The following is a 26280-nucleotide window of genomic DNA, read 5'->3' on the forward strand; positions in this document are numbered from 1 at the left end:
AACGGAAGTATGAAAGGGCAAGTTAGGTTTAATTGTTGGATGGGTAAATGCTCAAATTATGAAAGACTGATGGTTGCTTAAGGAACTTAACAAAGAAACTATAACCGGACCGCCGCTGCTTCTGCAACTATAGTTATGAAACAAAAAAGACGCAATCCCTTGCGTCTCTACATTTCTCAAGAATCCAACTATAGCCCGATTAACAATTTACCATCAACAATTTAACCTTCAGCAGTTAAGCAATCTTCAGAATTTCGATGCTTTTTTCTGCCGCGGCCTGATCTGCTTTTTTCTTGGAAAGGCCCACGCCTGTAGCTACTGGTTTATCGCCAATGTATACTTCGGTAGTAAACTCGGTTGTATTACCCTGCTGCTTCTTCTTTATGTTCTCAAACCTGATTTCCATGTTCTGGCTTTGCGCCCACTCGATCAGTTTGCTCTTAAAGTTCGCAGTTGTATTTACAAGTTTATGCAGGTCTACGTGCGGTTTAATCAGCTTGCCGAGTATGAACTGGCGTGTCATGTTATACCCTTTATCCAGGTAAATGGCGCCAACCAATGCTTCCAGGGCATTACCGTTTACAGACTTATGCCTGTTTGAGCCAGCCTCTACTTTCACCAGCAGGTTAAGCCCAATTTTAACAGCAATATGGTTCAGCGACTCGCGGTTAACGATACGCGAACGGATCTCGGTCAGGAAACCTTCGTCTTCGTACGGAAACTTCTTAAACAACAGTTCAGCAACTACAGCACCCAATACGGCATCGCCTAAAAACTCCAGACGCTCGTTGGTGTCGTGCTTCGTACCTGCTGCTTGCCGTGCAAACGATGTATGCGTAAGGGCAAGTTTATACAGCCTGATATTATCGGGAGTACTACCAATAATACCGGCAACGGCGCGCACTAACTCTCTGTCTTTGTTAAAAACCCGTTGGTAGAAACGCTTTACCGGTTTAATTGGACCAAGCACTAATCGTTCAGTTGTCTGAAAATTACGGATGTGTTGTGACCACCAAAACCAAAGGTGTTACTTAACGCTACTTTAACCTCACGCTCCTGGGCCTTGTTAAACGTAAAGTTCAGGTCCGGATTAAAGCTTTCGTCGTCAGTAAAGTGGTTAATGGTTGGCGGTACCACGTTGTTCTGAATAGCAAGTATAGAAGCGATGGCCTCTATAGCACCCGCTGCCCCCAGCAAGTGACCAGTCATCGACTTAGTAGAGCTGATATTCAGTTTGTAAGCATGGTCTCCGAACACCGTTTCGATCGCTTTCGCTTCGCTAACGTCGCCGAGTGGCGTTGAGGTACCGTGTACGTTGATATAGTCTACTTCTTCTGGTTTGATGTTGGCATCGCGCAGGGCATTCTTCATCACATTCAGGGCACCTAATCCCTCCGGATGCGGCGCTGTAATGTGATATGCGTCGGCAGACATACCGCCACCCAGAATCTCAGCATAGATCTTGGCACCACGTGCCTTGGCATGCTCATATTCTTCCAGGATGATGGCACCGGCACCTTCGCCAAGTACGAAACCATCGCGGTCCTTATCAAACGGGCGGGATGCAGTTTCAGGTGAATCGTTGCGTTCTGAAAGGGCTTTCAGGGCATTGAAACCACCAATACCGGCTTCTGTTACAGCTGCTTCCGAACCACCTGATACGATAACATCAGCTATACCTAAACGGATATAGTTAAAAGCATCAAGCAGGGCGTTGGTTGCAGAGGCACAGGCCGATACAGTTACAAAGTTTGGCCCACGGAAGCCATACTTAATAGAGATCTGACCAGCACTGATATCAGCGATCATTTTCGGAATGAAGAACGGGTTGAAGCGTGGCGTGCCATCGCCGTTGGCAAAGTTCACGCACTCTTCCTGGAACGTGCGCAAGCCGCCAATTCCAGATCCCCAGATCACCCCGACACGGTCAGGATCATAGTTACCTTCAATTAAGTTTGCGTCTTGTACTGCCTCTTCGGCCACTACAAGCGCAAACTGTGTAAACAGGTCCATTTTGCGGGCCTCTTTACGGTCAAAGTATTTTTCCGGATCGTACCCTTTTATTTCACAGGCAAACTGTGTTTTAAACTTACTCGCATCAAAGCGTGTGATAGGCGCAGCTCCACTCACGCCATTAACAAGGCCGTTCCAATACTCTGCAACGGTATTTCCAAGTGGCGTGAGTGCGCCCAGCCCAGTAACTACAACTCTCTTAAGCTCCATAAGCTGTTACCAGAGGATAGATATAGTAGAAAAATTCTTATACTAAAAAAGGTTATTATTTTGCGTGCTCTTCCAGGTAGCTGATAGCCTGACCTACAGTAGCTATGTTCTCAGCCTGATCATCTGGAATAGATACGTTGAACTCTTTCTCAAATTCCATGATAAGTTCTACTGTATCTAGTGAGTCTGCGCCAAGGTCGTTTGTGAAGCTAGCCTCAGGAGTAACCTCTGACTCTTCCACGCCAAGCTTATCGATGATGATAGCTTTTACTTTTTCTGCGATTTCTGACATTTTTTCTTATAGTTTATTAAAACACTGTGCAAAGAAATATAATTAGGCAGACAATGCCAAAAAAAATTACTCTATTCGTGTTTAAGCAAAAGTTTTGGCCCGTCGCTGTCTATTTACAAAGTACCTTCTTAAATTTAGGCGCCAAAGTGTAAACATGAAAACTTTTTACCTCGACGACGATTACGATTACGATTTTGAACTATACGGGTTGGTATCGTCGGGGAAGGAGTACACGCTGGCCTGGTGGCTGAACAAACTGCTGGCATTACGCCTCACAAAACAGAAGGACCTTTGCTACACCCTGCCCGACAGGCAGCAGATGCTGGTCTCCAACTATGAGTTCAACACCGAGCACAGCATTATACGGCTTTTCCGGAACAAGGCGGTTGGTACTACTACCACACGCAAGCCTTACCTGCTGCCAGATATAAAAGAGTATGACTTTGTGTTACAGATTTCGGGGCCGCTGCCAGGGGTGTCTGCGAGCAGTTTTATAAACACCCTATTGAACATACCGTTAGTACAGTATGTGAAACAATTCGACCCACTGGCGCTTAAGTATAGAGAGAATTTGATTTTTTAACTATGAATATTACGTTTAACAAAACCAAGGTGCTAGCCACCGTAGGTCCGGCTTCGAACACGTTCGAGCGACTGCTCGCGCTTGTGCAGGAAGGCGTGGATGCTTTCAGATTAAATTTCTCACACGGCGAACATGCCGAACACCTGGAGGTGATTCATCATGTAAGGGAGATCAACAGGCAGTTCGGCACCAATGTGTGTCTGGTGCAGGACCTGCAGGGCCCTAAGATCAGGATAGGAGATGTAGAAAATGGCGGAGTGGAGATTAAGGGGGGTGAAGAAATTCTGCTTCGCTGCGATGGCTCTCTTAGTGTACCAGGCCGCCTGGCAACTAACTATACCCACCTGGCCAAAGATGTAAAACCCGGTGATGCCATACTGATTGATGACGGTAAACTGGAGCTGCGTGTCCTACACACTGATAATGACCAGGAAATACGCTGCGAAGTAATTTATGGTGGTGTGGTAAAACCACGCAAAGGTATAAACCTGCCTGACACAAAAGTTTCAGCGCCATCATTAACCGAGAAAGATCTGCGCGACCTGCATTTTGGTCTGGACCATGACATTGAGTGGGTAGCACTTTCTTTTGTGCGTACCGTTCAGGACATCTATGAAATTAAGCGCATTATAGAGGAGCGCGGCAAAGACACCCGCGTAATTGCCAAGATCGAAAAGCCTGAGGCAATCAGAAACATTGACGCAATCATAGAGGCTACCGATGCCATTATGGTGGCTCGTGGTGACCTGGGTGTGGAAGTGGGCATGGAACAGGTACCGATGATCCAGAAAATGGTAGTTGAGAAGAGTAACCTAGCGGCTAAGCCTGTAATTATTGCAACCCAGATGATGGAAAGCATGATCGTAAATCCGCGCCCTACCCGCGCCGAGACAAACGACATTGCCAATGCGGTTATAGACGGAGCTGACTGCCTGATGCTGAGTGCCGAGACTGCTGTTGGAGCCTACCCTATCGAGACCATCAGAAGTATGAGCCTGACAATACAGACTGTAGAGACACAAGCTGATATCTTTAACAAAACATATGTGCTTAGCCCGCACTCGCCGCACTTCTGTAACGATAGCCTGGTAGCCAATGCCTGCAACCTGGCCCGCGATACAAACGCTAGTGCTGTTATTGGTATGACCAAGTCCGGCTATACTGCATTTCAGCTTGCCAAGTACAGACCAAAGTCAAACATTTTCATATTTACAGAGAATGAGCAACTGCTCACTACTTTAAATCTGGTTTGGGGCGTGCGTGGTTTCCACTACAACAAATTTGAATCTACGGACAATACGATTGCTGATATCAAAGATTTCCTGCTGGAGAGAGGCTTTATTGAAAAGGGAGATGTTTTCATTAACACGGCCAGTATGCCGATAAATGAGCAGAAGCGTACCAACATGATCAAGCTGAGCATAGCTTAACAGGTAAGATGTAACAGGTTTTACTAACTATAGGTAAAGCCTTGTTATAACAAAAAGCAAAAGCGCCGGTAACTTTAGTTGCCGGCGCTTTTTGTTATATACTATCAACATCCCTTTATTACAAAGTAGGGACTGTTCGTTAGGAGAAAACTATAGCACTGTTTAACAGGACTATAAATACAAAAAGCCTTGTGCGCATGCACAAGGCTCCTGAAACATTTACTCCGCAAAAAAAATTAAGCAGCCAGGCTGTTTACAAACTTAGCCAGTTTAGACTTGTTGTGAGCCGCTTTGTTTTTGTGGATGATATTTTTCTTAGCCAGACGGTCAATCATTGAAGAAACTGTCTTGTACAGTTCCTGCGCCTCGGCTTTATCAGTTGTGCTTCTTAGTTTCTTGATGAAGGTACGAGTAGTTTTCGCCTGGTATCTGTTACGAAGACGTTTAGCGTTGTTCGCTCTGATTCTCTTTAATGCCGACTTATGGTTAGCCATGTTATTTTATACTATTAAATATTTTTGTTCCGTATGTAAATGAGTCTGCAAAGGTAATTCCTTTACAATTAATTTCCAAGACCTGTTGCCTAGAAAAATATTTTAATTGCTTTGAGGTGACAAAGGTAAAACCAAAACAGTGAATTTACACTATATACTCCCTGTTATATAATCAATAAATTTGATGATGTATTCAGTCAAGCATTTACTTCCAGTATTTCTCCTCCTTTGCTGCCTTACTGCCTGCTCTTCTGATCCGGATATTCCACCTGCACCGGTAACAGAATACAAGCCAACACCCTATCAACTGAATATCCCCTCTACCCTGCCGCGCAACTTTGTTATTCCGCCCGATAATCCGCTTACCGAAGAAGGCGTAGTACTGGGTCGCCACCTGTTTTATGATAATAAGCTCTCGGGCAACAATACTATGTCGTGCGCCACATGCCACCAACAGCAATTGGCTTTTACCGATGGCAAATCCCTGAGCTTTGGTATTCAGCGGATGCCAACCAAACGCAGCACCATGAGCCTGGCCAATATGCTTTGGTTTAGCCAGTTTAACTGGGACGGCAGCGCTACAGGCCTGGAGGCACAGGCACGTGGCCCGATAGAAGACCCGCTTGAAATGCACGAAACTATGGTTAATGCTGTGAACAAGATACAGCGCACTCCAATTTATCCGCCCATGTTCTTCAAGGCTTTCGGCGACAGTACGGTTTCCGAAGAGAATATACTGAAGGCATTAGCCCAGTTCCAGCGCACACTTATTTCTGCCAACTCCCGCTACGACCGTTATCTGCAAAGCAAAGAAGTATTTACACCTGACGAGGTTGAAGGCATGCGTCTGTTTATGACACATCCCGAGCCTGGCCTGGGCATACGTGGCGGCAACTGCGGCGATTGCCATGGCGGCACGCTGCTATCGCTGAAGGGTTTCCATAACAATGGCCTGGACTACACCTTTAAAGACAACGGGCTGGGAGCTATAACAGGCCGTGAAACAGACAACGGAAAATTTAAGGCACCTACGCTGCGCAACATTGCTTTAACGGCACCTTACATGCATGATGGTCGTTTTAAAACGCTGGAAGAAGTGCTGGACCATTACAACGAGCACCTAATCTATAATAGCCCGAACCTGGACCCGCTGATCAAAGAAGCATCGAATATGCCGAACGGGCGCACCCTGAAGCTTACGCCAGATGAGAAGCGCAAGATCATCTTATTCCTGCACACGCTTACCGATTCCACTTTTATACAAGACGAACGATTCTCGAACCCTTTTACCAAATAATACGATGACACGATTCTACAAAATCACACTTTATATAGTTGCGGCAGCGTATTCTCTTTTACTATCAGGTTGTTCTTCTGAGAGCGACGAGCCACTGATGACTGATGTTGAGATTAGCATTACGAATGAGGTAAACGGCCAGCCACTGGTGTTGCTTGATAAGACATACACCAACCCATCCGGCGACACGTACGTGGTACACGACCTGAAGTACTTTATGAGCAATGTAAAGCTGATCAACTCTCGTGGCGAAGCTACCTACATAGAACCTGATAGTTACCACCTGATTGATGAGCAGATTGGCAAACGCGCGTTTACACTTAAAAATGTAAAAGCTGATACTTACACTAAGCTAGAATTTGGCCTGGGTGTTGATGCTGCACGCAACCATTCGACAGACCAGTACGGCGACCTAGACCCAAGCTCTACGATGGTCTGGGATTGGGATACCGGTTATAAATTTTTATCGCTGGTAGGTACGTATGTAGCCAATACCAAAGAGGGCGGCCTTGTGTTCCATATTGGTGGCGACACAAACTATAAAACGATTACTGTAGATCTGCAGCAGCCACTCAAAATTCAAAGCAGTTCAGGAAACCGCATTCAAATTGTTACTGACCTCAACGGGCTGTTCCTGGAGCCTAATCCGATTGATTTTGATGAGATAAACACGGCCATGACCGGACCGGCAGCTGCTAAAATTGCCGAAAACTATAGCACTGGCTTTTTTAAACAGGTAACAGCAAACTAATACATGCTACGCAGCAACATCTGCATGTGGGCAAAACTGGGAACAACTATAGTTGGAATAGCAGCTATAGTTGCTGCCTGCGAACGCCCTGCTTCTGTTGCTCCCGCTCCAGAGTTGGTACAGTTACAGGTTCCTGCCAATTTCCCGGCTCCACTGCCACAACCTGCGCACAACCCGGCTACAGCACAAGGCATCTTGCTTGGCAAAAAGCTCTTTTTCGATCCGGCGCTTTCAGTCAATGGAAACGTTTCCTGCGCTACCTGCCATCAACCCCAGAAAGCATTCTCCGACGGGCAGGCACTATCTAGTGCAGGTGTATCTGGTAAGGCTTTAAAACGACACGCTCCTGCCCTGATGAACCTGGCCTGGATGGATGGCTTGTTCTGGGATGGCGGCGCCAAAAACCTGGAGTCGCTGAGCTTTGCACCGTTGCGCCACCCCGACGAAATGGGCCAGGACATAGCAAAACTGGTTGCCCGGTTACAGCAGCACCCCACCTACCCTTCTTTATTTAAAGCTGCTTTCGGCACCGACTCTATTACGGCAGCGGCGCTATCACGGGCACTGGCGCAGTACCAGCGCACCCTCGTTTCGGCTAGCTCCCGTTACGACAAACATATACGCAACGAGCCGCACAAAACTTTGACTCAAACAGAGCTGCAAGGATTACACATATTTAAAAAGAACTGCAGCAGCTGCCATGCCACTGATCTGTTCACAGACAACCGCTACCACAACAACGGCCTGGACAACAGCTTTCCGGAAGGCGACGAAGATCTGTATTTTGGGTATGGTCGCATTAGCCGCAGAACAGAAGACATTGGTAAATATAAAACTCCAACGCTGCGCAACATTGCCCTTACGGCACCTTACATGCACGATGGCCGGTTTAAAACGCTGGAAGAAGTATTGCAACACTATAGCTCCGGAGTAAAATGGTCGGCGAGCCTGGCTCCGGAACTACAGCAGCATGCAAAGCCCGGTATTCCGCTTACCGCAACCGAGCAACAAAAACTGATCGCTTTTCTGCACACGCTCACTGACGAGGCTTTTGTAAAAACGAACTATAGCTCTCCCTGATGAGAGGACCATAAAAAAACTCCGCTGCAACTATAGCCGCAGCGGAGTTTATAGTTTATAACCAACTATACTTTAGTTATTGCGTCGGTTTACGTCAACATCTACATCTATATCATCAATCTTACCTAAACGCTTCTGAACTTTATCTTCAAAACGTTTCCAGTCAGCTTTTGTCTCTTCCCACTGACGACGGGTAGCGTCATCCCAGGTAGAAGCCTCAGCCTCTAGCTTAGCTTCTTTACGCTTATACTCGGTGCGTAATTCACGGTACTCATCTGCTGTAATGTTTTCGGCTTTGTTCGTGTTTGTCCTAACCCAGCCGCTGAAGTCTTCATAACCACGGTTCATGTCGTTGTCCAGCTCATCCATCTCGTTATTCATTTCAGCGTTGGCTTCCGACATTTCAGTCTGTGCTTCATCTACTTCAGCATTCGTTGCATTCTGAGTATCCTGGCTGCAGGCAAACGTAAATACACCAATTGCTATAGCCAGCCCTATCGTTTTAATTCCAGATATAATTTTCATAGTTCATGTAAATTTTGTTAAGGCCCTTTTTTACGAAGAATATAGAATAATGATATACGACAATATTAAATTCAATTTAAATGACAGCATCTTATAAATAAAATACAATAATTGTATTTATTTACTGTACACTAACCGTATCGAGACTTAATTCCTGATCTATGGTAGATTCCTGCCCATAGCGCTGACTTACGTTTTGTTTTGCTACAGCCCACGTACTCTCTAAGTCCAGCCATAGTTGGCGGTCTGTTTCGTCCCATTCATCTATGCTGCTCTCCAGGGTGGCTGCTCGTCGTTCAAACTCAGCGTTCAATGTGTTCCAGTTTTCTTCAGATATAGTTTCGCTTTGTGCAGCATTCTTGTTCACCCACTCACTGAACTCAATCAGCTCAGTGGTCATGTTGTGGGTAGTGTTTGGCCCATTGCAGGCAAATAACTGCAGGCTTAGCAGGAAAGGTAAACTATAGGTTAAAATCTTTTTAAACTTCATGGTGCTTTGGTTTGTTCCTGTTTTTATACGGAGCCTCTGTACCTCATTATTCATTTACCTGAAATAATTAATTTTACGCTGCAAGCATAACATTCAACTTACACTCGTATACTTTAGTATCTGTGTTACCTATCAACTTTACTGCCATGCCTATTTTATCCTCCTCTTATAAGGCACCTTTTTACCTGTTTAACGGGCACCTGCAAACTATAATACCAAGCTTATTCCGGCAGGTTGATGGCATAAGCTACAGCCGGGAGCGCCTGACCACACCCGACGACGACTTTATAGATGTCGACTGGTCCCAAGTTGGGTCTGATAGCCTGGTTGTGCTCTCTCATGGCTTAGAAGGTGACAGTCACCGCCCGTATATTCTGGGGATGGTGCGGGCTTTTAACGAGCGCGGCCTGGATGCGCTGGCCTGGAACTACCGTAGCTGCAGCGGCGAGCCCAACAAACTGCTGCGCTCTTACCACCTGGGCGCGTCTGATGACCTGGGATTTGTGATTGAACATGCCCTGCATACAGGCAACTATAACACCGTACACCTGATCGGTTTTAGTGCAGGTGGCAACATTACTTTAAAGTTTCTGGGCGAGGCACCAGGGCAGGTTCCAACAGAAGTTAAGCGGTCGGTTGTATTCTCCGTACCTGTCGACCTGAAATCATCCGCACAAAAAATTTCCCGCATCTATACGCAGCGCTTCCTGAAAACATTAGGAGCCAAACTGGAGCAAAAGCGCCAGCTCTTCCCCGAGGACATTGACCTGACCAACTATAGTGTGCTCTGGTCTTTCCCGGAATTTGACAATCGTTATACGGCGCCCATGCATGGTTTCAGAGATGCGGATGATTATTATACCAGGTCCAGCTCCAAACAGTTTCTGAAGCATATTCAGGTGCCTACGTTGCTTGTAAATGCCAAGAACGATCCGTTTTTATCTGAAGCCTGTTACCCTTTTGAAGAAGCGAAATTAAACCCTAATTTCTATTTTGAAATGCCCGAGAGCGGTGGCCACGTGGGCTTTACCGAAGATTTCCGAAAAGATGTTTACTATTCTGAAGCGAGAGCTGTTCGGTTTTTATTGGATGAGGCAAGGTATTGTTTGTAGTGTTATCTGGTTAGCGTAATATCAGAAATTTAACTTCAGTAAACTATAGTTTCTTTCTTGTCATACCGAGCGAAGTCGAATGATTTTGTATATCCTTTTCCTGTCGTTTCGAGAACAGCGAGAAATCTATCTTCGTCTATAGTCCACACTTGTCATGTCGAGCGTTAGCCGAGACATCTTATATGTCCTATTGTTAGCTATAGTTTCAACTCGATACAAGAAGATTCTTTCATAGTTACCACTTATCCTGGGAGCTCTACCAACCTATCGTTTTATAGATGCTTTGGTGCGCTCACGTCCGCGAGGCCCCGTCTTCGGGCATCGCACTGCTGCCTTCTTGCTACCCTCGCTGCGCTCGTGTTGGCTGCGCCACCGCAACAAGTCAAAGGCTCTCAACCCAAAGACTGAAATCAATCGATAGCTACAGCTATAATTTAGTGAGCAGCTATAGTTCTGTGGCCTTTTCGTGGTGGTAGTTCCTTGGGGCCAGGTAAACCTGTCCTATACTGGTCTGGAACTATAGCTACAGCCGGAATTCCCCTCTCGGGAGGAGTAGGGGTGGGTTAATGGCCAACTATAGAACTACAGCGCAAACTATAGCAAAAAGAGAAAAGCTCCCCTTTCTTGGCTAAGGAGGGGCAGGGATGGTTGGACCGCGGCAACTATGAAACTACAGCAAAATCCCAATCCTGCAAATCCCAAATCGCCATTAATCCCGGTTCAGACAAGCTACTTCAGCGGCACGTGAACCACCTTCTTGGTATCGAAGAATTCTTCTGAAAAGTAATCGCTCAGATTAAACTGCTTAGTGATCAGGCCAGATTCTGCAATCTCTTCATCCAAGTCGCCGCCTTTTAAGTAGTATAGTCCTTCAATTGGAGAGCCGGTTTTCTTGAAGCTGTTCATGATCCAAGGCCAGAAGTTGGCCAAGCGGGTAACGGCACGGCTAACAATGAAATCATATTTATCGCGCACCTGCTCGGCGCGGATATGGCTGGCTGTTACGTTTTGCAAATGCAGTTCACGGGCAATTTCCTGCACTACGTGTATCTTCTTCCCTATCGAGTCCACCAGATGAAACTTCACATCCGGGAACATTACTGCCAGCGGCAAGCCCGGTAAACCGCCACCGGTGCCCACATCCATGACCGCCGTATGCTCCGGAAACTGCACTACCTTCGCAATGCCAAGCGAGTGTAAAATATGATGTACACCCAACTGGTCCATGTCCTTGCGCGAGATCACGTTTATCTTCTGGTTCCACTCCTTGTAAAGCTCACCCATCTGCTCATACTTCTGCAATTGGTCTTCAGTGAGCTCCGGAAAATAACCTGATAATAAAGTGCTGATGGCGGTCATATTTTTTCAAATTATGAATTACGAATTAAGAATTAGGAAAAGCATTAGGCAGCAATCAAATACAAAGCTGTGGCTACCAATCCAACTATAGCAACTACGCCTAAAGCCATTAAAATATCGAACAGCAGCATAAGTCCTGCGTTCCGGTATTGCCCTTCGTACTTTATAGTTAGCTCCCGCTCAACTTTCGCTTTATCACGCAGGCGTAGCTGCAGGTATAGTTTACCTGACTGCGAAAGTATTGTATCTGTAAAGGAACGGGCCATGGCTATAGTTTACTACTGCTAGCTTTGTCTGTTGTTACGCAACCTTTGTCTTAAACAGGCTGCAAAAGTATAAAATATTACGGCAATGGCAGCAAAACTATAAAGCCCCTGCTGCTTACGGGCAACAGGGGCTTTAAAACATAATCAATATTCTTGGTTGTTGATTGCTAGTTGATGATTGTTAGACTGATAAAATTTTAAACAATCAACGATTAACAACTAACAATTAAATAAGGTGCTTTTTGTTCTTCACCATGTCATAGAGCAACTCGCGGGCCCGGTGCAATTGTGCTTTTACAGTGCCAAGCGGCGCGTTTAGCTCAGTAGCTATCTCTTCGTAGCTCAGCTCGTTAAAGTAGCGCAGCGTAACCAGGCGCTGGTATTTTTCGGGAAGCTTAGCCACTACATACTGCATGATCTCGATCTTCTGATTCTTGATCGCTTCTTCCTGCGGGTTCAGGTTCTTGTCCTTAAAGTCTATCGTTATCTCATCGCCGTTATCGATCTTAATAGCCGAATCAATGCTCATTGTTTTGATGCGGTTCTTGCGGATAAAGTCGATACAGTTGTTAGTAGCGATACGGAACAGCCAGGTACTAAAAGCATATTCCGGGTTAAATTTGTGCAGGTTTCTGAAAGCTTTCGCAAAAGCCTCAATTGTCAGGTCTTCTGCATCGTCGGGATTACGCACCATCTTGAGCACCACGTGGTACACCGGCTTTTTATAGATACTCATCAGCTCGGCGTACGCTTTCTCGTCGTTGTCTTCAACGGCAGCTTGTATCAGCTTGAAATCGTGTTTCGCCTTTGCTGAGAATTGTTTATTTACTTCCATCTGATTCTTTTATACAGTAGTACAGAAATACCAAGGAACAGGTAATTAAAAAAGTACACTAGGTCAAGTACGGGCAATAAAACTAAGGAGAGCTTGTCGTTAAGTCTGCGAGCTACCGATGTATACGCGGAAAACATAACTATGTACCGCAAACCGACTATAGCGGCTAATATAGCTAAATGACTATTTACGACAAGAAGAATGATAGCTAATACGTAAAAAAATATATTTGAGATTACGAATGCGCCAATTTTTCTTTTATCATCTGCCTTGTACTGCTTCCCGACCGAAAGATGCCTTCTTTTCTGTGTGATCCATTCCCGAAACGTCTTTTTGGGAATACTCCAGGTCTGCGCCTCTTTGTCTATAACAATATTTACTTTGCTATTGTTGACGGCATCTCTAACAAACAGGTCATCGTCGCCGCCGGTTATTTTGATATGAGAGGCAAATCCTTTGTTCCTAAAGAAACATGCTTTAGTATACGATAAGTTTCGGCCAACACCCATGTAGGCCTGCCCTTTGTTTGCCTGAGACAAATACTGAATTGCCGTCAGTAATGTTTCATATCGGATAAGATGATTTAAAAATCCTTTTAATTGTGCATACGGAGAATAGCCAAGTACAATATCGGCACCTGTTACGTAGCCACTCTGCATCTTTTCTATCCATTTAGTACTATAAGGGCGGCAGTCGGCATCGGTAAAAAGCATGTGCTCATACTTGGCTGCGCGTATACCCAGGGCCAGGGCATATTTTTTTGAATTCAGGTATTCCGGTGTCTTTTTAACGGTAACCACTTTAAAGTTCGAGAACTGCTTTTCCAGCTCATACAGGTAAAATTCCGTGTCATCGTCAGAGCGGTCATTTACTACCAGCACCTCAAATTCCAGGTACTCCTGGTCCAGCAGCATCGGCAGCAGCTCAAACAGGTTATCCTGCTCGTTGTGGGCAGCCACTATAACCGATACCGGCACCTGCTCCGTTACGTCCGGGTCTTTGTGACGGCTAAGCGGAAAAAAGTAAACAAGGGCAAAGTAAAACTGCACCAGTACACAAATGCCGAGCAGTGCTAATAGTATAATTGGAATCAATATTCTTACCTGTTAGAGTGTTGGATTGTTAAATTGTGAACGGGATAAAGTGCTGCATCGGTTCTAACAGTTTAACCATATAGCAATTTAACAATTTAGCTTCAAAAATAGCTATTCCGGAGGCATTTCCGAATGTTGTTGCGAATTATTAAATGTTCAAGGATTGTACTGTTGCACTTCGTATCTTTGCGCCTTATTTCTATAAACTATAATCCGCTGCTGGTGAGTACCTAAAACCACTAGCGGCGCCCGCTCAAATTGAGCATTAATTTACGATATGCAGTTTACCTTACTCGCAACCGATAAGCAATCCAAAGCACGCGCCGGCGTAGTGCAAACAGACCATGGCGCCATCGAAACGCCCATTTTTATGCCGGTGGGCACTGCCGGTAGCGTTAAAGCCGTGCACCAGCGAGAACTGAAAGAAGATATTAAGGCCGAGATCATCCTTGGCAATACATACCACCTGTACCTGCGCCCGGGCCTGGATGTGCTGGAAAAAGCAGGCGGCCTGCATAAATTTAATGGCTGGGACCGACCTATCCTCACTGATAGCGGTGGCTACCAGGTTTTCTCGCTGGCAGGTACGCGCAAAATAAAAGAGGAAGGCGTAAAGTTTAAGTCGCATATTGATGGCTCTTCGCTGGACTTTACACCGGAGAACGTAATGGACACGCAGCGCACGATTGGAGCCGACATTATCATGGCTTTTGATGAGTGTACCCCCTACCCCTGCGACTATAGTTACGCCAAAAACTCGATGGAGCGCACACACCGTTGGTTGCAGCGCTGTGTGGACAGGTTCGACAGTACCGAACCGAAGTATGGCTATTCGCAAACGCTATTTCCTATAGTTCAGGGCAGCACTTACAAAGACTTGCGTGTGCAGTCTGCTGAAACTATAGCTAGTTTTGGTAGAGAAGGGAATGCCATTGGTGGTTTATCTGTAGGTGAGCCGGCTGAGATGATGTACGAGATGACCGAAGTGGTTTGCGACATATTGCCAAAGGATAAGCCCCGTTACCTGATGGGCGTTGGTACTCCGGCTAATATTTTAGAGAACATTGCGCTGGGCGTGGATATGTTTGACTGTGTGCTGCCAACCCGAAATGCCCGAAATGGCATGCTTTTTACGACACAGGGTGTTATCAATATCCGGAATAAAAAATGGGCAGACGACTTTAGCCCCATTGATGCGGAACTGGGTGGCTATGTAAGTACGTTTTACACCAAGGCTTATCTGCGCCACCTGATACACAGCACCGAATACCTGGCCGGCCAGATTGCCAGCGTGCATAACCTTACCTTCTATTTGTGGTTGGTAAAGCAGGCGCGCCAGCAAATACTAAACGGCACCTTCCGCGACTGGAAAGACGTGATGGTGAAAAAATTAATGACACGATTATAGTTAGAAAGTTGGGAAGTTAGAAAGTTAAAAAGTTACACTTTCTGCTTCACTCACTTTCTAACTTTCTAACTTATAAACTTTCTAACTTTGAAGATTCTCGACTGGTACATACTGAAGAAGTTCTTGAGCACATTCGTGTTTGCAGTGCTGATATTGGTGGCAATTATTCTGGTGATTGACTTCACAGAGAAGAACGACGACTTTATCCAGCATAATGTAGCCATTTCGGAGATCATTTTTGATTACTACATCAACCTGATACCGTTTTATGCCAACATGCTAAGTCCGATTACGGTGTTTATTGCTACCGTTTTTGTTACGGCAAAACTGGCATCGCATACCGAAATTGTGGCCATGCTCAGCAGCGGAATCAGCTTCAGAAGGTTGCTTGTACCTTATATAATTGGTGCCACCCTTATCGGTGTATCTATTTTTGGTCTGATAGGCTGGGTGATCCCGAATGCAAATAAGAAGAGTGTGGCATTCCAGGTAAAGTATGTAAAAAGCCCTTTTACTTACGACAGCCGCAACATTCATATAAAAATAGCGCCCAATGCCTATGTGTTTATGGAGAGCTATAACGTTAACGCGCATGTAGGCTATAACTTTGCCCTTGAGGAAATAGAAGGTACTACGCTTAAAAGCAAAATCACCTCAAACAGTATTAACTGGGACGAAGAAGCCGGTAAGTGGCACATGGATTATTATACCCTGCGCACCTTCGATGGCGAAAAAGAAACTATACTGAAGGGACAGGACCTGGATACCACCCTGAACATGCGGCCCAAAGATTTTGAGAGCACTTATAAGCTGGAGCAGACCCTGACGCTACCTGAACTTAATAACCTGATCGATGAGAAACGCGCCCGCGGTGCCGACGACATTGAACTATACCTAGTTGAAAAGTACGAGCGTTTCAGCTATCCATTTGCCATTATCATCCTTACAGTTATCGGGGTAATTGTAAGTGCACGTAAGGCACGCGGTGGTGTCGGCGTACAGATCGCGCTTGGCTTCTTCCTGGCCTTTGTGTTTATCATATTCGTTATCACCAGCCGAAGCCTGGCCCAGGTAGGTGACATTCCACCCTATATTGCAGCCTGGATCCCAACTATAGTTTTCAGCGGGATCGGCTTTTTACTTTATCGATATATTCCACGTTAATGCCACGGTTTAAAGATTTTTTAGAACTCCACTTTGTAATTCTTCTGTGGGGCTTCACTGCTATATTAGGTAAGCTTATTACTATACCGGCTGTAGAGCTGGTTGCTATCCGTACTTTTTTTACAGCGCTGGCACTCGGCCTGATCATCTATAAAACGAAAGTACCTTTCTGGATGGGCCGCGTTACGGCGATGCAACTGATTGGGGTTGGTTTCCTGATAGCAGCACACTGGATTCTGTTCTTTGCAGCAGCTCGTGTGGCCTCTGTTTCTATCTGCCTGATAGGTATGGCCACCTGCAGTTTATGGACTTCCTTTCTGGAGCCTTTCTTTACGAAAAAGAAAATTAAGCCCTATGAAGTTTTCCTGGCACTGCTCATTATACTGGGGCTATACATCATCTTCCGGAACGAGACGGACCTGAGCAGTATACTAGGGCTGAGCATGGCAATCGGGTCGGCGCTGCTTGCATCGATCTTTACCATTATAAATGCCGCATTGGTTAAGAAGATACCTTCTACCACCATTACCTGCTACGAAATGGGCGGGGCTTTCTTGGGTACAGTGCTGTTCTTGCCGGCCTACGTGTTATACTTTTCTGAAGGCGGCCAGCTGAACTTCACGCTGATCCCGATGGATTGGGTATACATGGCTATACTGGTGCTTGCCTGTACGGTGTATGCCTATACTGCCGGTGTACGCTTAATGCAGCGCATCTCGGCTTACACCATGAACCTGACCGTGAACCTGGAACCTGTTTACGGTATCATTATGGCTATCTTTATCTTTAACGAGAGTAGCCAGTTATCAGCAGAGTTTTACATGGGAGCAGCGATTATCCTGATCAGCGTGTTTATTTACCCTGTTATAAATTCGTTTGCCGAGCGACGTAAAAAATTACAGCAGGCCTTTCCAGATGAGGTAGTGCTTCGGGAAGATTAATTCCGGAGCATCACCTTTAAAAATGCCGTAAACTGCCGATCCGGACCCCGTCATGGATGCATAGGCAGCACCTGCTTCGTACAGGTTTTCTTTCAACTGGGCTAGTTCGGGATATTTCGGGAACAGCGACTTTTCAAAATCATTGACCAATAGGTTTTTCCATTGTTGGATGTCCTGTTGCAGGATCTCTGCAATGGAGCTTGCTGGTTTATCTGGTGTAACTCCTCCATAAGCCTCAGCAGTTGTGATGTGGATGCCCGGGTACACTATAATGCAACTATAGCCGCTCAGGTCTATAGTTGCCGGCGTAAATACATCGCCGCGCTCAATAGCAATCACCGGTTTGTTTTCAACAAAAAAGGCGCAGTCGCTGCCCAGCTGCCGGGCATAGTTTTGCAGGCTTTCTACAGACAGATTCAGATCAAATAACTTATTCAGTATACGCAGCACAAAAGCGGCATCGGCAGAACCTCCGCCTAAGCCGGCACCCATGGGAATTACCTTGTGCAGGTGCATGTGTACAGGTGGCAGGTTGTGTGCTTCCTCCAGCAGCTTATAAGCCTTCAGGCACAGGTTTGTATCCGGATTGCCTGGCACGGGCAGGCCACTCATTGTAAAATTATGCTCGGTGGCAGGCAAAATCTCAAGGGCATCGCACCACTGTACCGGGTAAAAGCACGACTCCAGGTTATGGAACCCGTCCGGCCTTTTTTCGATAATCTGCAGGCCTAAATTTATTTTCGCGTTGGGGAAATCAAGCATCAGGTTTAACTATAATTACTGCAAGTAAGCAAATAACGGCTACCGAATAAACTGGTTCGGCCTTGTTTTTACTTAGAGCGATAACAGGAAAACATCGTATTACAGGCAAACATACTGAAAACTATATACGTATGCCTTACCTGCACACACTTCTCCAACTATAACAATACACATTAACCGTATTTGGTCGTTATCAGAAGCTGCATGCTCTCTTTTAGAAAGTGCTGTGCCTGCAATAATCTACAGTAATTTTTTCTTAAATTTTGCTTACTTGTATAGCCTAACTTCCACCATCACCCACAGATGAAGCAGATACTTTACAGACCGGGACGAATCTTCTTATCGGTGCCGCACATGGGTGGGCACGAACGCAATTATGTGCAGAAAGCGCTGGAAGATAACTGGGTATCAACTATAGGCCCGAACATACCCGGCTTTGAGCACGACATATGCCAGCACACCAATGCACAGCATGCAGTGGCTGTAAGCTCCGGCACTGCAGCGCTGCACCTGGCGCTTCGGGTACTGGGTGTAAAGCCTTCTGATGTAGTAATCTGCTCTACGCTAACGTTTGTAGCTACTGCCAACCCGATACTTTATTTGGGTGCCACCCCAGTGTTTATAGATAGCGAACCGGAAACCTGGAACATGGATCCCGTGCTACTGGAACAAGCTATAAAAGATAGCCTGTCCAAGGGCAAGAAGCCTGCCTGTATTTTACTGGTGCATCTCTATGGCATGCCAGCTAAGCTGAAAGAGATTATGGAAATAGCCGACCGCTATGATATTCCGGTTCTGGAAGATGCTGCAGAAGCACTTGGCTCTCGATACAGCGGCCATCAGGTGGGCACGTTTGGCAAAATCGGTGTATTCTCTTTTAACGGAAATAAGATTGTAACCACATCAGGCGGTGGAGCTATGATTACAGCCCATGAAGAACTGGCACAGCAGGCGGAACACCTGGCACATCAGGCCAAAGACCCTGCCCCCTATTACCTGCACTCGCAGATGGGCTATAATTATATGCTGAGCAATGTAAGCGCCGGCATTGGACGTGGCCAGTTAGAAGTGCTTGAAAAAAGAGTAAAACAGCGCCGCGAAATCTATAGTTACTACTATAACCACCTGCACGAGATAGAAGGCCTGGGCTTTGTGCTGGAACCTAAAAGCTGTTTTGCAAACCGTTGGCTTACTACGGTACTGCTGCCAGAAGGTATAAATCCTGAAAGGGTACGCCAGGAGTTAGAGCACGACAACATCGAAACGCGTCCGCTGTGGAAACCCATGCATCAGCAACCGCTTTTTGCAGGCTATAGTTTCTACGGTAACGGTACCAGCGATGAGCTTTTTGCACGTGGTTTGTGCCTGCCAAGCAGCAGCAGCCTAACCGAAGAAGACCTGGATAAAGTGATACGCTCGCTGAAGCAGGCTTTGCAGTAAACTATAGTTTACTTAATCCGCGCTCAAGGTCAGTCAGCAACTCTTCCGGCTCCTCTATGCCCACCGATAACCGGATTACGCCAGCTGTAATACCAATTTTCTGCTGCTGTTCTTTCGAGAGTGAACGGTGCGATGTGCCTAAAGGATAAGATATAGAAGTACTTACTCCTGCCAGAGAAGGTGCAAACGGAATATGCTCCAGCCCGCGCATAAACTTATTTACGGCTTCAGTATCATCCGCTATTCTAAAACTCAGCATTCCGCCATACATGCCGCCTCCCTGCTCATAAGCCAGCCTGTGTTGTGGGTGAGCACTTAGCCCCGGGTACCATACCTGCTCTACTTTCGCATGTGATGCAAGGTATTCTGCCACATCTAAAGCGTTGGCACAATGCTGCTTCATGCGCAGGCGAAGTGTTTTAAGCCCACGTGCGGCCAGCCAGCTCTCAAACGGACTCAGGTTCAGGCCATAGGTCATCATCACTTTCTGTACCCGTTGCAGGTCTTCTGCTGCCTTACATATAACTACTCCAGCTGTTACATCGCTGTGCCCCGACAAATATTTGGTAACACTATGGATCACGATATCGGCACCCAGTAGCAGTGGCTTGGTAAGAATTGGGGTAGCAAATGTATTATCGACCACCAGTTTGATGTTATGCTTCCGGGTTTGTTCGGCCAGGCGATTTATATCAAATACCAGCAGCAACGGATTGCTCATGGTTTCAGCCAGAAACAGGCGCGTGTTGGGCTGCACCAGCGCATCAAAACTATAGGTATCTGCGGATGGAACATAAGTAACCTCAATTCCAATCCTGCTCAGCTCCTGCGTTATCAGTACCGATGAACCTCCGTAGATCTCTTCTGCGCACAGCACATGGTCACCCGCTTTGCACACTGCTAGAATCGCTGCCAGTATTGCCGACATTCCCGATGAAGTAACTATAGCCCCTGCTCCGCCTTCCAGCGCGTTTACTTCATTTGCCAGTTCATCTGAGTTAGGGTTGGCATACCGGCTATACATGTAGCGGTTGCCCGGCTGTTCAAAATATGTCTCCAGCTCATTCAGGTCGTTGAACGTAAATACAGAGGTCTGGTAAATTGGGGTAGCTTTTGGGGAAATAACAGGCATAAAGCAGAATTAAGACTGCTAAAAATAAGCAGTAATTGTTATATTGCAAAGTAGTTATACTCTTCCGAAACCTGTTGCCTATTTACGGGTTTAAGTTTCTGTCAATATCAGACAGACCTCATTCTAAATACAGAGAATAAATGTAGCATCTATGGATATATCTATTGAGTTAATACTTTTCAGCATTGCCATTCTTTTTTTCCTAAGCATTCTGGCCGGTAAAGCAGGCTATAAATTTGGTGTACCCGCTTTATTATTATTCCTATCAGTAGGTATGCTTTGTGGTACCGACGGGCTTGGAATTGAATTTGAGAACATACAGTTAGCCCAAACTATAGGTACTGTCGCGCTTTGTATCATCCTTTTCTCGGGTGGTATGGATACCAAAATTTCCGAAATCAGGCCTGTTTTAGCACCAGGCGTGGTACTGGCAACTTTAGGAGTTTTGCTTACCGCGCTTTTAACCGGTTTGCTTAGCTGGTGGATATTAGGGTTGACGATGGAATCAGCAGGTATCGGGCTGGCTACAGCGCTCCTGTTAGCCGCCACTATGGCATCTACCGATTCCGCTTCGGTTTTCTCTATTCTACGGTCTAAAGGGCTCCACCTTAAAAATAACCTGCGCCCTCTGCTGGAATTGGAAAGTGGCAGTAACGACCCGATGGCTTACATCCTCACCATCACCCTGATCGAGATTGTGAAAATGGAATCGGAGCCTAATTACCTGGCTGCTACAGGCATGCTTTTAATGCAGCTGGTGATTGGGTTGGTTGCGGGTTATGTGCTGGGCAAACTGGCTGTAAAAGTTATTAATGGTGTTCAGATCGATAACAGCTCTTTGTATCCTATCCTGGTATTCACGTTCTGTATCTTCATTTTTTCTGCCACATACTTTATAAAAGGCAATGGTTACCTGGCGGTTTATATTGGTGGTCTTGTAATAGGCAATTCCAGATTTGTGCACAAGCGCTCTTCGCTCAACTTTTTTGATGGCATGGCCTGGATGAGTCAGCTGCTTATGTTCTTAACGCTTGGACTGCTTGTTAATCCCCGTGAGCTTGTTCCGATCATCATCCCGGGGCTAATCATCAGCTTCCTGATGATCTTTATCACGCGTCCGCTAAGTGTATTTTTGTGTACACTGCCTTTCAAAAAAATGCCTCTGAAAGACAGAACTTTCGTTTCGTGGGTTGGGCTTAGAGGGGCTGTTCCGATCATTTTTGCCATACTTCCCTTAGCTGCCGATGTGCCACATGCGCGACTGATCTTTAATATCGTGTTCTTCTGTACGCTGGTATCGCTGGTAGTGCAGGGTACTTCTCTTTCTAAAATGGCCACCTGGCTCGGCTTAAGTGAGCAGCCTAATGCACTTAAAAAACCTGAAGATTTTGATGTGGAATTTTCAGACGAAATAAAGTCAGTGATGACGGAGCTGAGCATTACAGACCATGCCCTACGATCCGGCAATAAACTCATGGACCTGCCCCTGCCTGAAAAAACACTTGCTGTAATGGTGAAGCGCGAAGGCAAATACTTTGTGCCAAGCGGTAAAACAGAACTTACCCTCAATGATAAGCTCCTGATCATTACCGATGACCACGATGCACTGATGGAGACCATGAAAAACCTGGGGCTTGCAGATAAACCCGCTACAACTTAACCTTCCTGAGAGCCTGAGCTATAGAACTATAGTTTTACAGTTCTATAGCTCAGGCTTTTGCTTTACTCCCGGAACGATAACCTCTAGCAAACCTCCGGTTTTTGCGTAAGCAAAAGATATGGCCATATCAGATAAATCAGCAGAAACAACACGCGGCTACCAAACACTGACCATTAGTAATATAAGCGAGGAAGTTGCCGGCGTAAAGATTTTCACTTTTAACGAAACGATCTCTTATAAAGCAGGGCAATACCTTACCCTGTTGCACCATGGCCCGCATGGCGAAATAAGACGCTCTTACTCCATCACATCGTCCCCGGTATTAAATGAACCACTTGCTATTGGTGTAAAAAGAATAGAAAATGGCTTTTACTCCCGTCGGTTAGTAGATCAAGCTAAAGTAGGTGATAAACTCCTGACAAGCGGTGCTGGTGGATTGTTCACCTTCCCTGATGACATCCAAAACTATAAACAGGTCTTTTTGCTGGCTGCAGGCAGTGGAATTACTCCTGTCTATTCGTTATTAAAAACAGCTTTACATACCTACCCGCACCTTTCTGTAGTTCTGTTTTACAGCAACAAATCTCCTGAGCAAACTATATTTCTGCAACCGCTCCAGCAACTGGCTTCTGCTTTCCCTGATCGGTTACATATAGAGTTCGTGTACAGTAATTCTCCCGACCTGGGCAGAGCCCGTCTGCACAAAGACTACCTGTATAAACTTATCGAAAAGCTGGCCATTGCTCCCCATGACCAATTGCTCTTTTATTTATGCGGCCCGCTTAATTATATGCGTCTTTCTTCTTTTTCGCTTCGCCAGTTTGGTTTTTCTGCTAACCAGATTCGGAAGGAAGTTTTTAATGTTGATAAAACCCCGTTACCAAAGGTGGTTCCGCCAGATACGCGGGCACACAAGGTTACACTCCATATAAATGGAAAGGTCAGTCAGATCAGATGTAAATACCCGCAAAACATTCTGGCAAGCGCACGCGATGCCGGAATTGCCATACCCTATAGTTGCGAAACCGGAAAATGCGGGAGTTGCCTTGCTAAAGTGATAAAAGGAGATGTATGGATGGCCTATAACGAAGTACTGACCGAGAATGACCTGCAGAAAGGATTAACCCTTACCTGCGTTGGTTACCCGGTCGGAGGCGATGCAGAACTTGAAATACTATAGTTAGGTACTTTTCCTGTTGTTTTCCGTTTAATGAGCAGATACACACCATCTTCCGATCATGCTGTTGGCAGTATCGTGATGTTATGCGCTCAACATTAAACTATAAACAGTAAAACTATGACGAAGTCTGCAACCGATTTAGTAAAAGAAGCTAAACAAAACATTGAGAACCTGACACCAGACCAGGTACATGAAGAAATAAAGAAAGGAAACGCAACACTCATCGATATAAGGGAGAGTGAAGAGTTAAGCCAGAACGGCAAAATTCCTGGTTCAGTACACTCGCCACGTGGCATGATCGAGTTTCATGCAGATGATACGTTACCCTACCATAAACCGGAGTTTGACAAGAATAAGCGGCTGATTCTGCATTGTGCTTCCGGAGGTCGTTCTGCGCTTGCGACTTCTACGTTAAAGCAAATGGGTTACGAAAACGTAGCGCACCTGGATGGCGGTTACAAAGCATGGAAGGAAGCTGGTTATCCCGTCACTGAATAACTATAACTATAGCATTTCAACCGAACTATAGTTCTTGCCTTAAAACAGAAACGCCTTCTGCTCTTTATGAACAGAAGGCGTTTTGGTATTGTAAATAGATGTTGTTACTCGATCACAGATTCGGCAAGTACGATGATTTTGTTGTTCAGTACTTCTACCACACCGCCATCTACGGTAAAGAACTCCTGTCCTTTTTTGGTAGTAATCCGGATTCTGCCTCTTTCCATGGTGCTGATAAGGGGAGCGTGCGAGTCCAGCACTTCGAAAGAGCCATTAGCTCCCGGAAACTGAGCTGCATCTACCTCACCGGCAAAAACCTTTTTATCTGGTGTGATTATCTCTAAATACATCTTGTTCAGTTATCAGTTAACAATGATCAGCAACCAGCATTTGATTACTGGTCACCGATAACTGTTTCTTGAATTTATTTTGCTTCAGCAAGCATTTTCTCACCTTTCGCTACTGCATCTTCAATTGTACCTACAAGGTTGAAGGCAGCCTCTGGAAGGTGGTCATACTTACCGTCCATGATCTCGTTAAAGCCTCTAATAGTGTCTTTGATATCAACAAGTACACCTTTAAGACCTGTAAACTGTTCTGCTACGTGGAATGGCTGAGACAGGAAGCGCTGCACGCGGCGTGCTCTGTGTACAACCAGTTTATCTTCGTCAGAAAGTTCGTCCATACCAAGGATGGCGATGATATCCTGAAGTTCTTTGTAACGCTGCAGAATCTCTTTTACGCGCTGTGCTGTGTTGTAGTGCTCATCGCCCAGAACGTCAGCAGTCAGGATGCGTGAAGTAGAGTCAAGTGGGTCCACCGCAGGGTAGATACCAAGCTCAGATATTTTACGCGAAAGTACTGTAGTTGCATCCAAGTGAGCGAAAGTCGTCGCTGGAGCAGGGTCAGTCAAGTCATCCGCAGGTACGTAAACGGCCTGTACTGATGTAATGGAACCACGCTTGGTTGAAGTAATACGCTCCTGCATGGCACCCATTTCAGTTGCCAGCGTTGGCTGGTAACCTACCGCTGATGGCATACGACCAAGAAGTGCCGATACCTCAGAACCCGCCTGGGTAAAGCGGAAGATGTTGTCGATGAAGAACAGGATATCACGACCAGCACCAGAGCCATCACCATCACGGAAGTTCTCCGCTACTGTAAGACCTGCAAGCGCCACACGTGCACGCGCCCCTGGTGGCTCGTTCATCTGACCGAACACCAGTGTAGCCTGCGACTTCGCCAGCTCATCCATATCTACTTTAGTAAGGTCCCAACCACCTTCTTCCATCGAGTGCTTGAATTCCTCACCATATTTAATAACGCCAGACTCGATCATCTCGCGAAGTAGGTCATTACCTTCACGGGTACGCTCACCAACACCGGCAAATACAGAAAGACCTGAGTAAGCCTTCGCGATGTTGTTGATCAGTTCCATGATCAATACTGTTTTTCCTACACCGGCACCACCGAACAAACCAATTTTACCACCTTTTACATAAGGCTCTAAAAGGTCAATTACTTTGATACCTGTATAAAGTACTTCAGAAGAAGTAGCAAGTTCCTCGAAACGAGGGGCCGATCTGTGGATTGAAAGACCACCTGTGCTAACCGGCTGCGAAATACCGTCAATGGCTTCGCCGATAACGTTGAAAAGACGGCCTTTAATGCCTTCGCCTGTCGGCATTTTGATAGGAGCACCTAAGTCAACTACTTCTACACCACGGGTAAGACCTTCGGTAGAGTCCATCGCAATGGTACGTACACGGTCTTCGCCAAGGTGCTGCTGACACTCCAGGATAATAACCTGGCCATTGTCTTTCGTCACCTGAAGGGCATCCAAAATATTTGGTAGCTTAGAGTTTTCACCCGCAAAGCTAACGTCCACAACCGGACCGATAACCTGGGTAATTCTGCCAATATTCGCCATTTGACTTTTTATATGGATTAACTTTTATAACGGAGTTATTTCAGGGTGCAAAACTAATGCATAAATCTTTGAAAACCATATAACACTTCAAAAACTTTTAACCCGTCTGCCTAAACTCATTCAGATTGTGTTACCCGCATAATAGGAAAATAAATTTATTGCAGCTACATTTTAAACTTTATAGTCTGAACAATGTCTAAAAACTTATTAAACAGATTGGCTGATGCTTCTCACTTTAAATTCACTGAAAAGTGTCTCCTTTCTGTCTGTATAACTATAATTCTGTTTTCATAAAACCATAATTTCTACCCAACAATCTAAACCAATTTAATCA

27 protein-coding genes are annotated in these 26280 nt (G+C 45.8%); 13 read left to right on the forward strand and 14 right to left on the reverse strand.

All coding sequences use genetic code 11. The features are described 5' to 3' along the window. Positions 1–235 precede the first annotated feature (235 nt). The 3 genes from rnc to GXP69_RS13225 are packed head-to-tail and all read right to left on the reverse strand — an operon-like array spanning position 236 to position 2515. The gene (gene rnc, locus GXP69_RS13215) at positions 236–970 is read right to left on the reverse strand and encodes a ribonuclease III (RefSeq protein ID WP_163915540.1); all 735 of its coding nucleotides are present in this window, start codon (positions 968–970) and stop codon (positions 236–238) included. Next, positions 970–2223: a beta-ketoacyl-ACP synthase II gene (fabF, locus tag GXP69_RS13220; protein ID WP_163915541.1), complete on the reverse strand. Its 1254-nt coding sequence runs from the start codon at positions 2221–2223 to the stop codon at positions 970–972. The genes rnc and fabF overlap by 1 nt, the downstream gene beginning before the upstream one ends. 55 nt (positions 2224–2278) lie before the next feature. Beyond that, positions 2279–2515, reverse strand: a complete 237-nt coding sequence (locus GXP69_RS13225) for an acyl carrier protein (RefSeq protein WP_007659745.1) — start codon at positions 2513–2515, stop codon at positions 2279–2281. A gap of 154 nt (positions 2516–2669) precedes the next feature. Here GXP69_RS13225 and GXP69_RS13230 point away from each other — a divergent pair, with 154 nt between their 5' ends. Both GXP69_RS13230 and pyk read left to right on the forward strand, forming a co-directional pair. Continuing rightward, positions 2670–3098 (forward strand): IPExxxVDY family protein, encoded by a 429-nt coding sequence (locus GXP69_RS13230; protein WP_163915542.1) that lies wholly within the window; start codon positions 2670–2672, stop codon positions 3096–3098. Between the two features lie 2 nt (positions 3099–3100). Beyond that, a complete protein-coding gene (gene pyk / locus GXP69_RS13235) occupies positions 3101–4528 on the forward strand; it encodes a pyruvate kinase (RefSeq protein ID WP_163915543.1) in 1428 nt (475 codons plus the stop codon). Positions 4529–4764: 236 nt separating this feature from the next. On the opposite strand, the gene rpsT is transcribed toward pyk, so the two are convergent. After that, complete coding sequence (rpsT, locus tag GXP69_RS13240; RefSeq protein WP_163915544.1) at positions 4765–5022, reverse strand: 30S ribosomal protein S20; 258 nt, start codon at positions 5020–5022, stop codon at positions 4765–4767. A gap of 184 nt (positions 5023–5206) precedes the next feature. Here rpsT and GXP69_RS13245 point away from each other — a divergent pair, with 184 nt between their 5' ends. From GXP69_RS13245 to GXP69_RS13255, 3 genes are read left to right on the forward strand one after another with little or no spacing between them, the layout of a single operon-like run. After that, complete coding sequence (locus GXP69_RS13245) at positions 5207–6319, forward strand: cytochrome-c peroxidase (RefSeq protein ID WP_163915545.1); 1113 nt, start codon at positions 5207–5209, stop codon at positions 6317–6319. Positions 6320–6323: 4 nt separating this feature from the next. Continuing rightward, entirely contained in the window at positions 6324–7070 is a 747-nt protein-coding gene (locus GXP69_RS13250; RefSeq protein ID WP_163915546.1) for an MbnP family protein, read from the forward strand. 3 nt (positions 7071–7073) lie between these two features. Further along, on the forward strand, positions 7074–8150 hold the full coding sequence (locus GXP69_RS13255) for a cytochrome-c peroxidase (protein WP_235925714.1): 1077 nt from the start codon (positions 7074–7076) through the stop codon (positions 8148–8150). Between the two features lie 72 nt (positions 8151–8222). On the opposite strand, the gene GXP69_RS13260 is transcribed toward GXP69_RS13255, so the two are convergent. Next, positions 8223–8675 carry a hypothetical protein gene (locus tag GXP69_RS13260; RefSeq protein ID WP_163915547.1) on the reverse strand — a complete coding sequence of 151 codons (453 nt, stop codon included), beginning with the start codon at positions 8673–8675 and terminating at the stop codon, positions 8223–8225. Positions 8676–8796: 121 nt separating this feature from the next. Then, the gene (locus GXP69_RS13265; protein ID WP_163915548.1) at positions 8797–9165 is read right to left on the reverse strand and encodes a hypothetical protein; all 369 of its coding nucleotides are present in this window, start codon (positions 9163–9165) and stop codon (positions 8797–8799) included. Between the two features lie 146 nt (positions 9166–9311). On the opposite strand from GXP69_RS13265, the gene GXP69_RS13270 reads away from it, so the two are divergent. Further along, a complete protein-coding gene (locus GXP69_RS13270; RefSeq protein ID WP_163915549.1) occupies positions 9312–10277 on the forward strand; it encodes a YheT family hydrolase in 966 nt (321 codons plus the stop codon). A gap of 729 nt (positions 10278–11006) precedes the next feature. Here the strand turns inward: GXP69_RS13270 and rsmG are convergent. From rsmG to GXP69_RS13290, 4 genes are all read right to left on the reverse strand, one after another. Further along, positions 11007–11636 (reverse strand): 16S rRNA (guanine(527)-N(7))-methyltransferase RsmG, encoded by a 630-nt coding sequence (gene rsmG / locus GXP69_RS13275; protein ID WP_163915550.1) that lies wholly within the window; start codon positions 11634–11636, stop codon positions 11007–11009. Positions 11637–11680: 44 nt separating this feature from the next. Beyond that, a complete protein-coding gene (locus GXP69_RS13280; protein WP_163915551.1) occupies positions 11681–11902 on the reverse strand; it encodes a hypothetical protein in 222 nt (73 codons plus the stop codon). Positions 11903–12128: 226 nt separating this feature from the next. Continuing rightward, complete coding sequence (locus GXP69_RS13285) at positions 12129–12737, reverse strand: RNA polymerase sigma factor (RefSeq protein ID WP_163915552.1); 609 nt, start codon at positions 12735–12737, stop codon at positions 12129–12131. Next, positions 12728–13831, reverse strand: a complete 1104-nt coding sequence (locus GXP69_RS13290) for a glycosyltransferase (protein ID WP_163915553.1) — start codon at positions 13829–13831, stop codon at positions 12728–12730. Before GXP69_RS13290 ends, GXP69_RS13285 begins: the two co-directional genes overlap by 10 nt. A gap of 277 nt (positions 13832–14108) precedes the next feature. Between GXP69_RS13290 and tgt the strand changes: the two genes are divergently transcribed. The 3 genes from tgt to GXP69_RS13305 all read left to right on the forward strand — a co-directional run bounded on the left by tgt (position 14109) and on the right by GXP69_RS13305 (position 17344). Continuing rightward, positions 14109–15239, forward strand: coding sequence for a tRNA guanosine(34) transglycosylase Tgt (gene tgt / locus GXP69_RS13295; RefSeq protein WP_163915554.1), 1131 nt, complete (start codon positions 14109–14111; stop codon positions 15237–15239). A gap of 87 nt (positions 15240–15326) precedes the next feature. Beyond that, entirely contained in the window at positions 15327–16403 is a 1077-nt protein-coding gene (locus GXP69_RS13300; RefSeq protein ID WP_163915555.1) for an LptF/LptG family permease, read from the forward strand. Further along, complete coding sequence (locus GXP69_RS13305; protein ID WP_163915556.1) at positions 16403–17344, forward strand: DMT family transporter; 942 nt, start codon at positions 16403–16405, stop codon at positions 17342–17344. The genes GXP69_RS13300 and GXP69_RS13305 overlap by 1 nt, the downstream gene beginning before the upstream one ends. Here GXP69_RS13305 and ispE read toward each other — a convergent pair. Then, positions 17300–18106 carry a 4-(cytidine 5'-diphospho)-2-C-methyl-D-erythritol kinase gene (gene ispE / locus GXP69_RS13310; RefSeq protein WP_163915557.1) on the reverse strand — a complete coding sequence of 269 codons (807 nt, stop codon included), beginning with the start codon at positions 18104–18106 and terminating at the stop codon, positions 17300–17302. The genes GXP69_RS13305 and ispE overlap by 45 nt on opposite strands. A gap of 303 nt (positions 18107–18409) precedes the next feature. Between ispE and GXP69_RS13315 the strand changes: the two genes are divergently transcribed. Further along, entirely contained in the window at positions 18410–19546 is a 1137-nt protein-coding gene (locus tag GXP69_RS13315; protein ID WP_163915558.1) for an aminotransferase class I/II-fold pyridoxal phosphate-dependent enzyme, read from the forward strand. A gap of 1 nt (position 19547) precedes the next feature. On the opposite strand, the gene GXP69_RS13320 is transcribed toward GXP69_RS13315, so the two are convergent. After that, positions 19548–20678: a trans-sulfuration enzyme family protein gene (locus GXP69_RS13320; RefSeq protein ID WP_163915559.1), complete on the reverse strand. Its 1131-nt coding sequence runs from the start codon at positions 20676–20678 to the stop codon at positions 19548–19550. 151 nt (positions 20679–20829) lie between these two features. Between GXP69_RS13320 and GXP69_RS13325 the strand changes: the two genes are divergently transcribed. The 3 genes from GXP69_RS13325 to GXP69_RS13335 all read left to right on the forward strand — a co-directional run bounded on the left by GXP69_RS13325 (position 20830) and on the right by GXP69_RS13335 (position 24016). Continuing rightward, positions 20830–22338, forward strand: a complete 1509-nt coding sequence (locus GXP69_RS13325) for a potassium/proton antiporter (protein ID WP_163915560.1) — start codon at positions 20830–20832, stop codon at positions 22336–22338. 118 nt (positions 22339–22456) lie between these two features. After that, complete coding sequence (locus GXP69_RS13330) at positions 22457–23518, forward strand: flavin reductase family protein (RefSeq protein WP_204282023.1); 1062 nt, start codon at positions 22457–22459, stop codon at positions 23516–23518. Between the two features lie 117 nt (positions 23519–23635). Beyond that, positions 23636–24016, forward strand: a complete 381-nt coding sequence (locus tag GXP69_RS13335; protein ID WP_163915561.1) for a rhodanese-like domain-containing protein — start codon at positions 23636–23638, stop codon at positions 24014–24016. A 104-nt stretch (positions 24017–24120) separates the two neighbouring features. Here GXP69_RS13335 and atpC read toward each other — a convergent pair whose 3' ends face one another. Together atpC and atpD are read right to left on the reverse strand one after the other, a co-directional pair. After that, positions 24121–24366: an ATP synthase F1 subunit epsilon gene (gene atpC / locus GXP69_RS13340; protein ID WP_163915562.1), complete on the reverse strand. Its 246-nt coding sequence runs from the start codon at positions 24364–24366 to the stop codon at positions 24121–24123. Between the two features lie 74 nt (positions 24367–24440). Then, positions 24441–25946 (reverse strand): F0F1 ATP synthase subunit beta, encoded by a 1506-nt coding sequence (gene atpD / locus GXP69_RS13345; RefSeq protein ID WP_163915563.1) that lies wholly within the window; start codon positions 25944–25946, stop codon positions 24441–24443. Positions 25947–26280: the final 334 nt, after the last annotated feature.

Source organism: Pontibacter burrus (assembly GCF_010686685.1).
GTDB classification, from domain to species: domain Bacteria; phylum Bacteroidota; class Bacteroidia; order Cytophagales; family Hymenobacteraceae; genus Pontibacter; species Pontibacter burrus.

Coding starts and splice junctions, on each gene's coding strand:
- atpD (WP_163915563.1), bottom strand. CDS start 25,946: ATGGCGAATATTGGCAGAATTACCCAGGTTATCGGTCCGGTTGTGGAC.
- GXP69_RS13320 (WP_163915559.1), bottom strand. CDS start 20,678: ATGCCTGTTATTTCCCCAAAAGCTACCCCAATTTACCAGACCTCTGTA.
- pyk (WP_163915543.1), top strand. CDS start 3,101: ATGAATATTACGTTTAACAAAACCAAGGTGCTAGCCACCGTAGGTCCG.
- GXP69_RS13270 (WP_163915549.1), top strand. CDS start 9,312: ATGCCTATTTTATCCTCCTCTTATAAGGCACCTTTTTACCTGTTTAAC.
- GXP69_RS13285 (WP_163915552.1), bottom strand. CDS start 12,737: ATGGAAGTAAATAAACAATTCTCAGCAAAGGCGAAACACGATTTCAAG.
- GXP69_RS13325 (WP_163915560.1), top strand. CDS start 20,830: ATGGATATATCTATTGAGTTAATACTTTTCAGCATTGCCATTCTTTTT.
- GXP69_RS13280 (WP_163915551.1), bottom strand. CDS start 11,902: ATGGCCCGTTCCTTTACAGATACAATACTTTCGCAGTCAGGTAAACTA.
- GXP69_RS13250 (WP_163915546.1), top strand. CDS start 6,324: ATGACACGATTCTACAAAATCACACTTTATATAGTTGCGGCAGCGTAT.
- GXP69_RS13315 (WP_163915558.1), top strand. CDS start 18,410: ATGAAGCAGATACTTTACAGACCGGGACGAATCTTCTTATCGGTGCCG.
- GXP69_RS13255 (WP_235925714.1), top strand. CDS start 7,074: ATGCTACGCAGCAACATCTGCATGTGGGCAAAACTGGGAACAACTATA.
- GXP69_RS13260 (WP_163915547.1), bottom strand. CDS start 8,675: ATGAAAATTATATCTGGAATTAAAACGATAGGGCTGGCTATAGCAATT.
- tgt (WP_163915554.1), top strand. CDS start 14,109: ATGCAGTTTACCTTACTCGCAACCGATAAGCAATCCAAAGCACGCGCC.
- GXP69_RS13305 (WP_163915556.1), top strand. CDS start 16,403: ATGCCACGGTTTAAAGATTTTTTAGAACTCCACTTTGTAATTCTTCTG.
- rpsT (WP_163915544.1), bottom strand. CDS start 5,022: ATGGCTAACCATAAGTCGGCATTAAAGAGAATCAGAGCGAACAACGCT.
- fabF (WP_163915541.1), bottom strand. CDS start 2,223: ATGGAGCTTAAGAGAGTTGTAGTTACTGGGCTGGGCGCACTCACGCCA.
- GXP69_RS13265 (WP_163915548.1), bottom strand. CDS start 9,165: ATGAAGTTTAAAAAGATTTTAACCTATAGTTTACCTTTCCTGCTAAGC.
- atpC (WP_163915562.1), bottom strand. CDS start 24,366: ATGTATTTAGAGATAATCACACCAGATAAAAAGGTTTTTGCCGGTGAG.
- GXP69_RS13225 (WP_007659745.1), bottom strand. CDS start 2,515: ATGTCAGAAATCGCAGAAAAAGTAAAAGCTATCATCATCGATAAGCTT.
- GXP69_RS13335 (WP_163915561.1), top strand. CDS start 23,636: ATGACGAAGTCTGCAACCGATTTAGTAAAAGAAGCTAAACAAAACATT.
- ispE (WP_163915557.1), bottom strand. CDS start 18,106: ATGCTTGATTTCCCCAACGCGAAAATAAATTTAGGCCTGCAGATTATC.
- GXP69_RS13330 (WP_204282023.1), top strand. CDS start 22,457: ATGGCCATATCAGATAAATCAGCAGAAACAACACGCGGCTACCAAACA.
- GXP69_RS13230 (WP_163915542.1), top strand. CDS start 2,670: ATGAAAACTTTTTACCTCGACGACGATTACGATTACGATTTTGAACTA.
- GXP69_RS13245 (WP_163915545.1), top strand. CDS start 5,207: ATGATGTATTCAGTCAAGCATTTACTTCCAGTATTTCTCCTCCTTTGC.
- rsmG (WP_163915550.1), bottom strand. CDS start 11,636: ATGACCGCCATCAGCACTTTATTATCAGGTTATTTTCCGGAGCTCACT.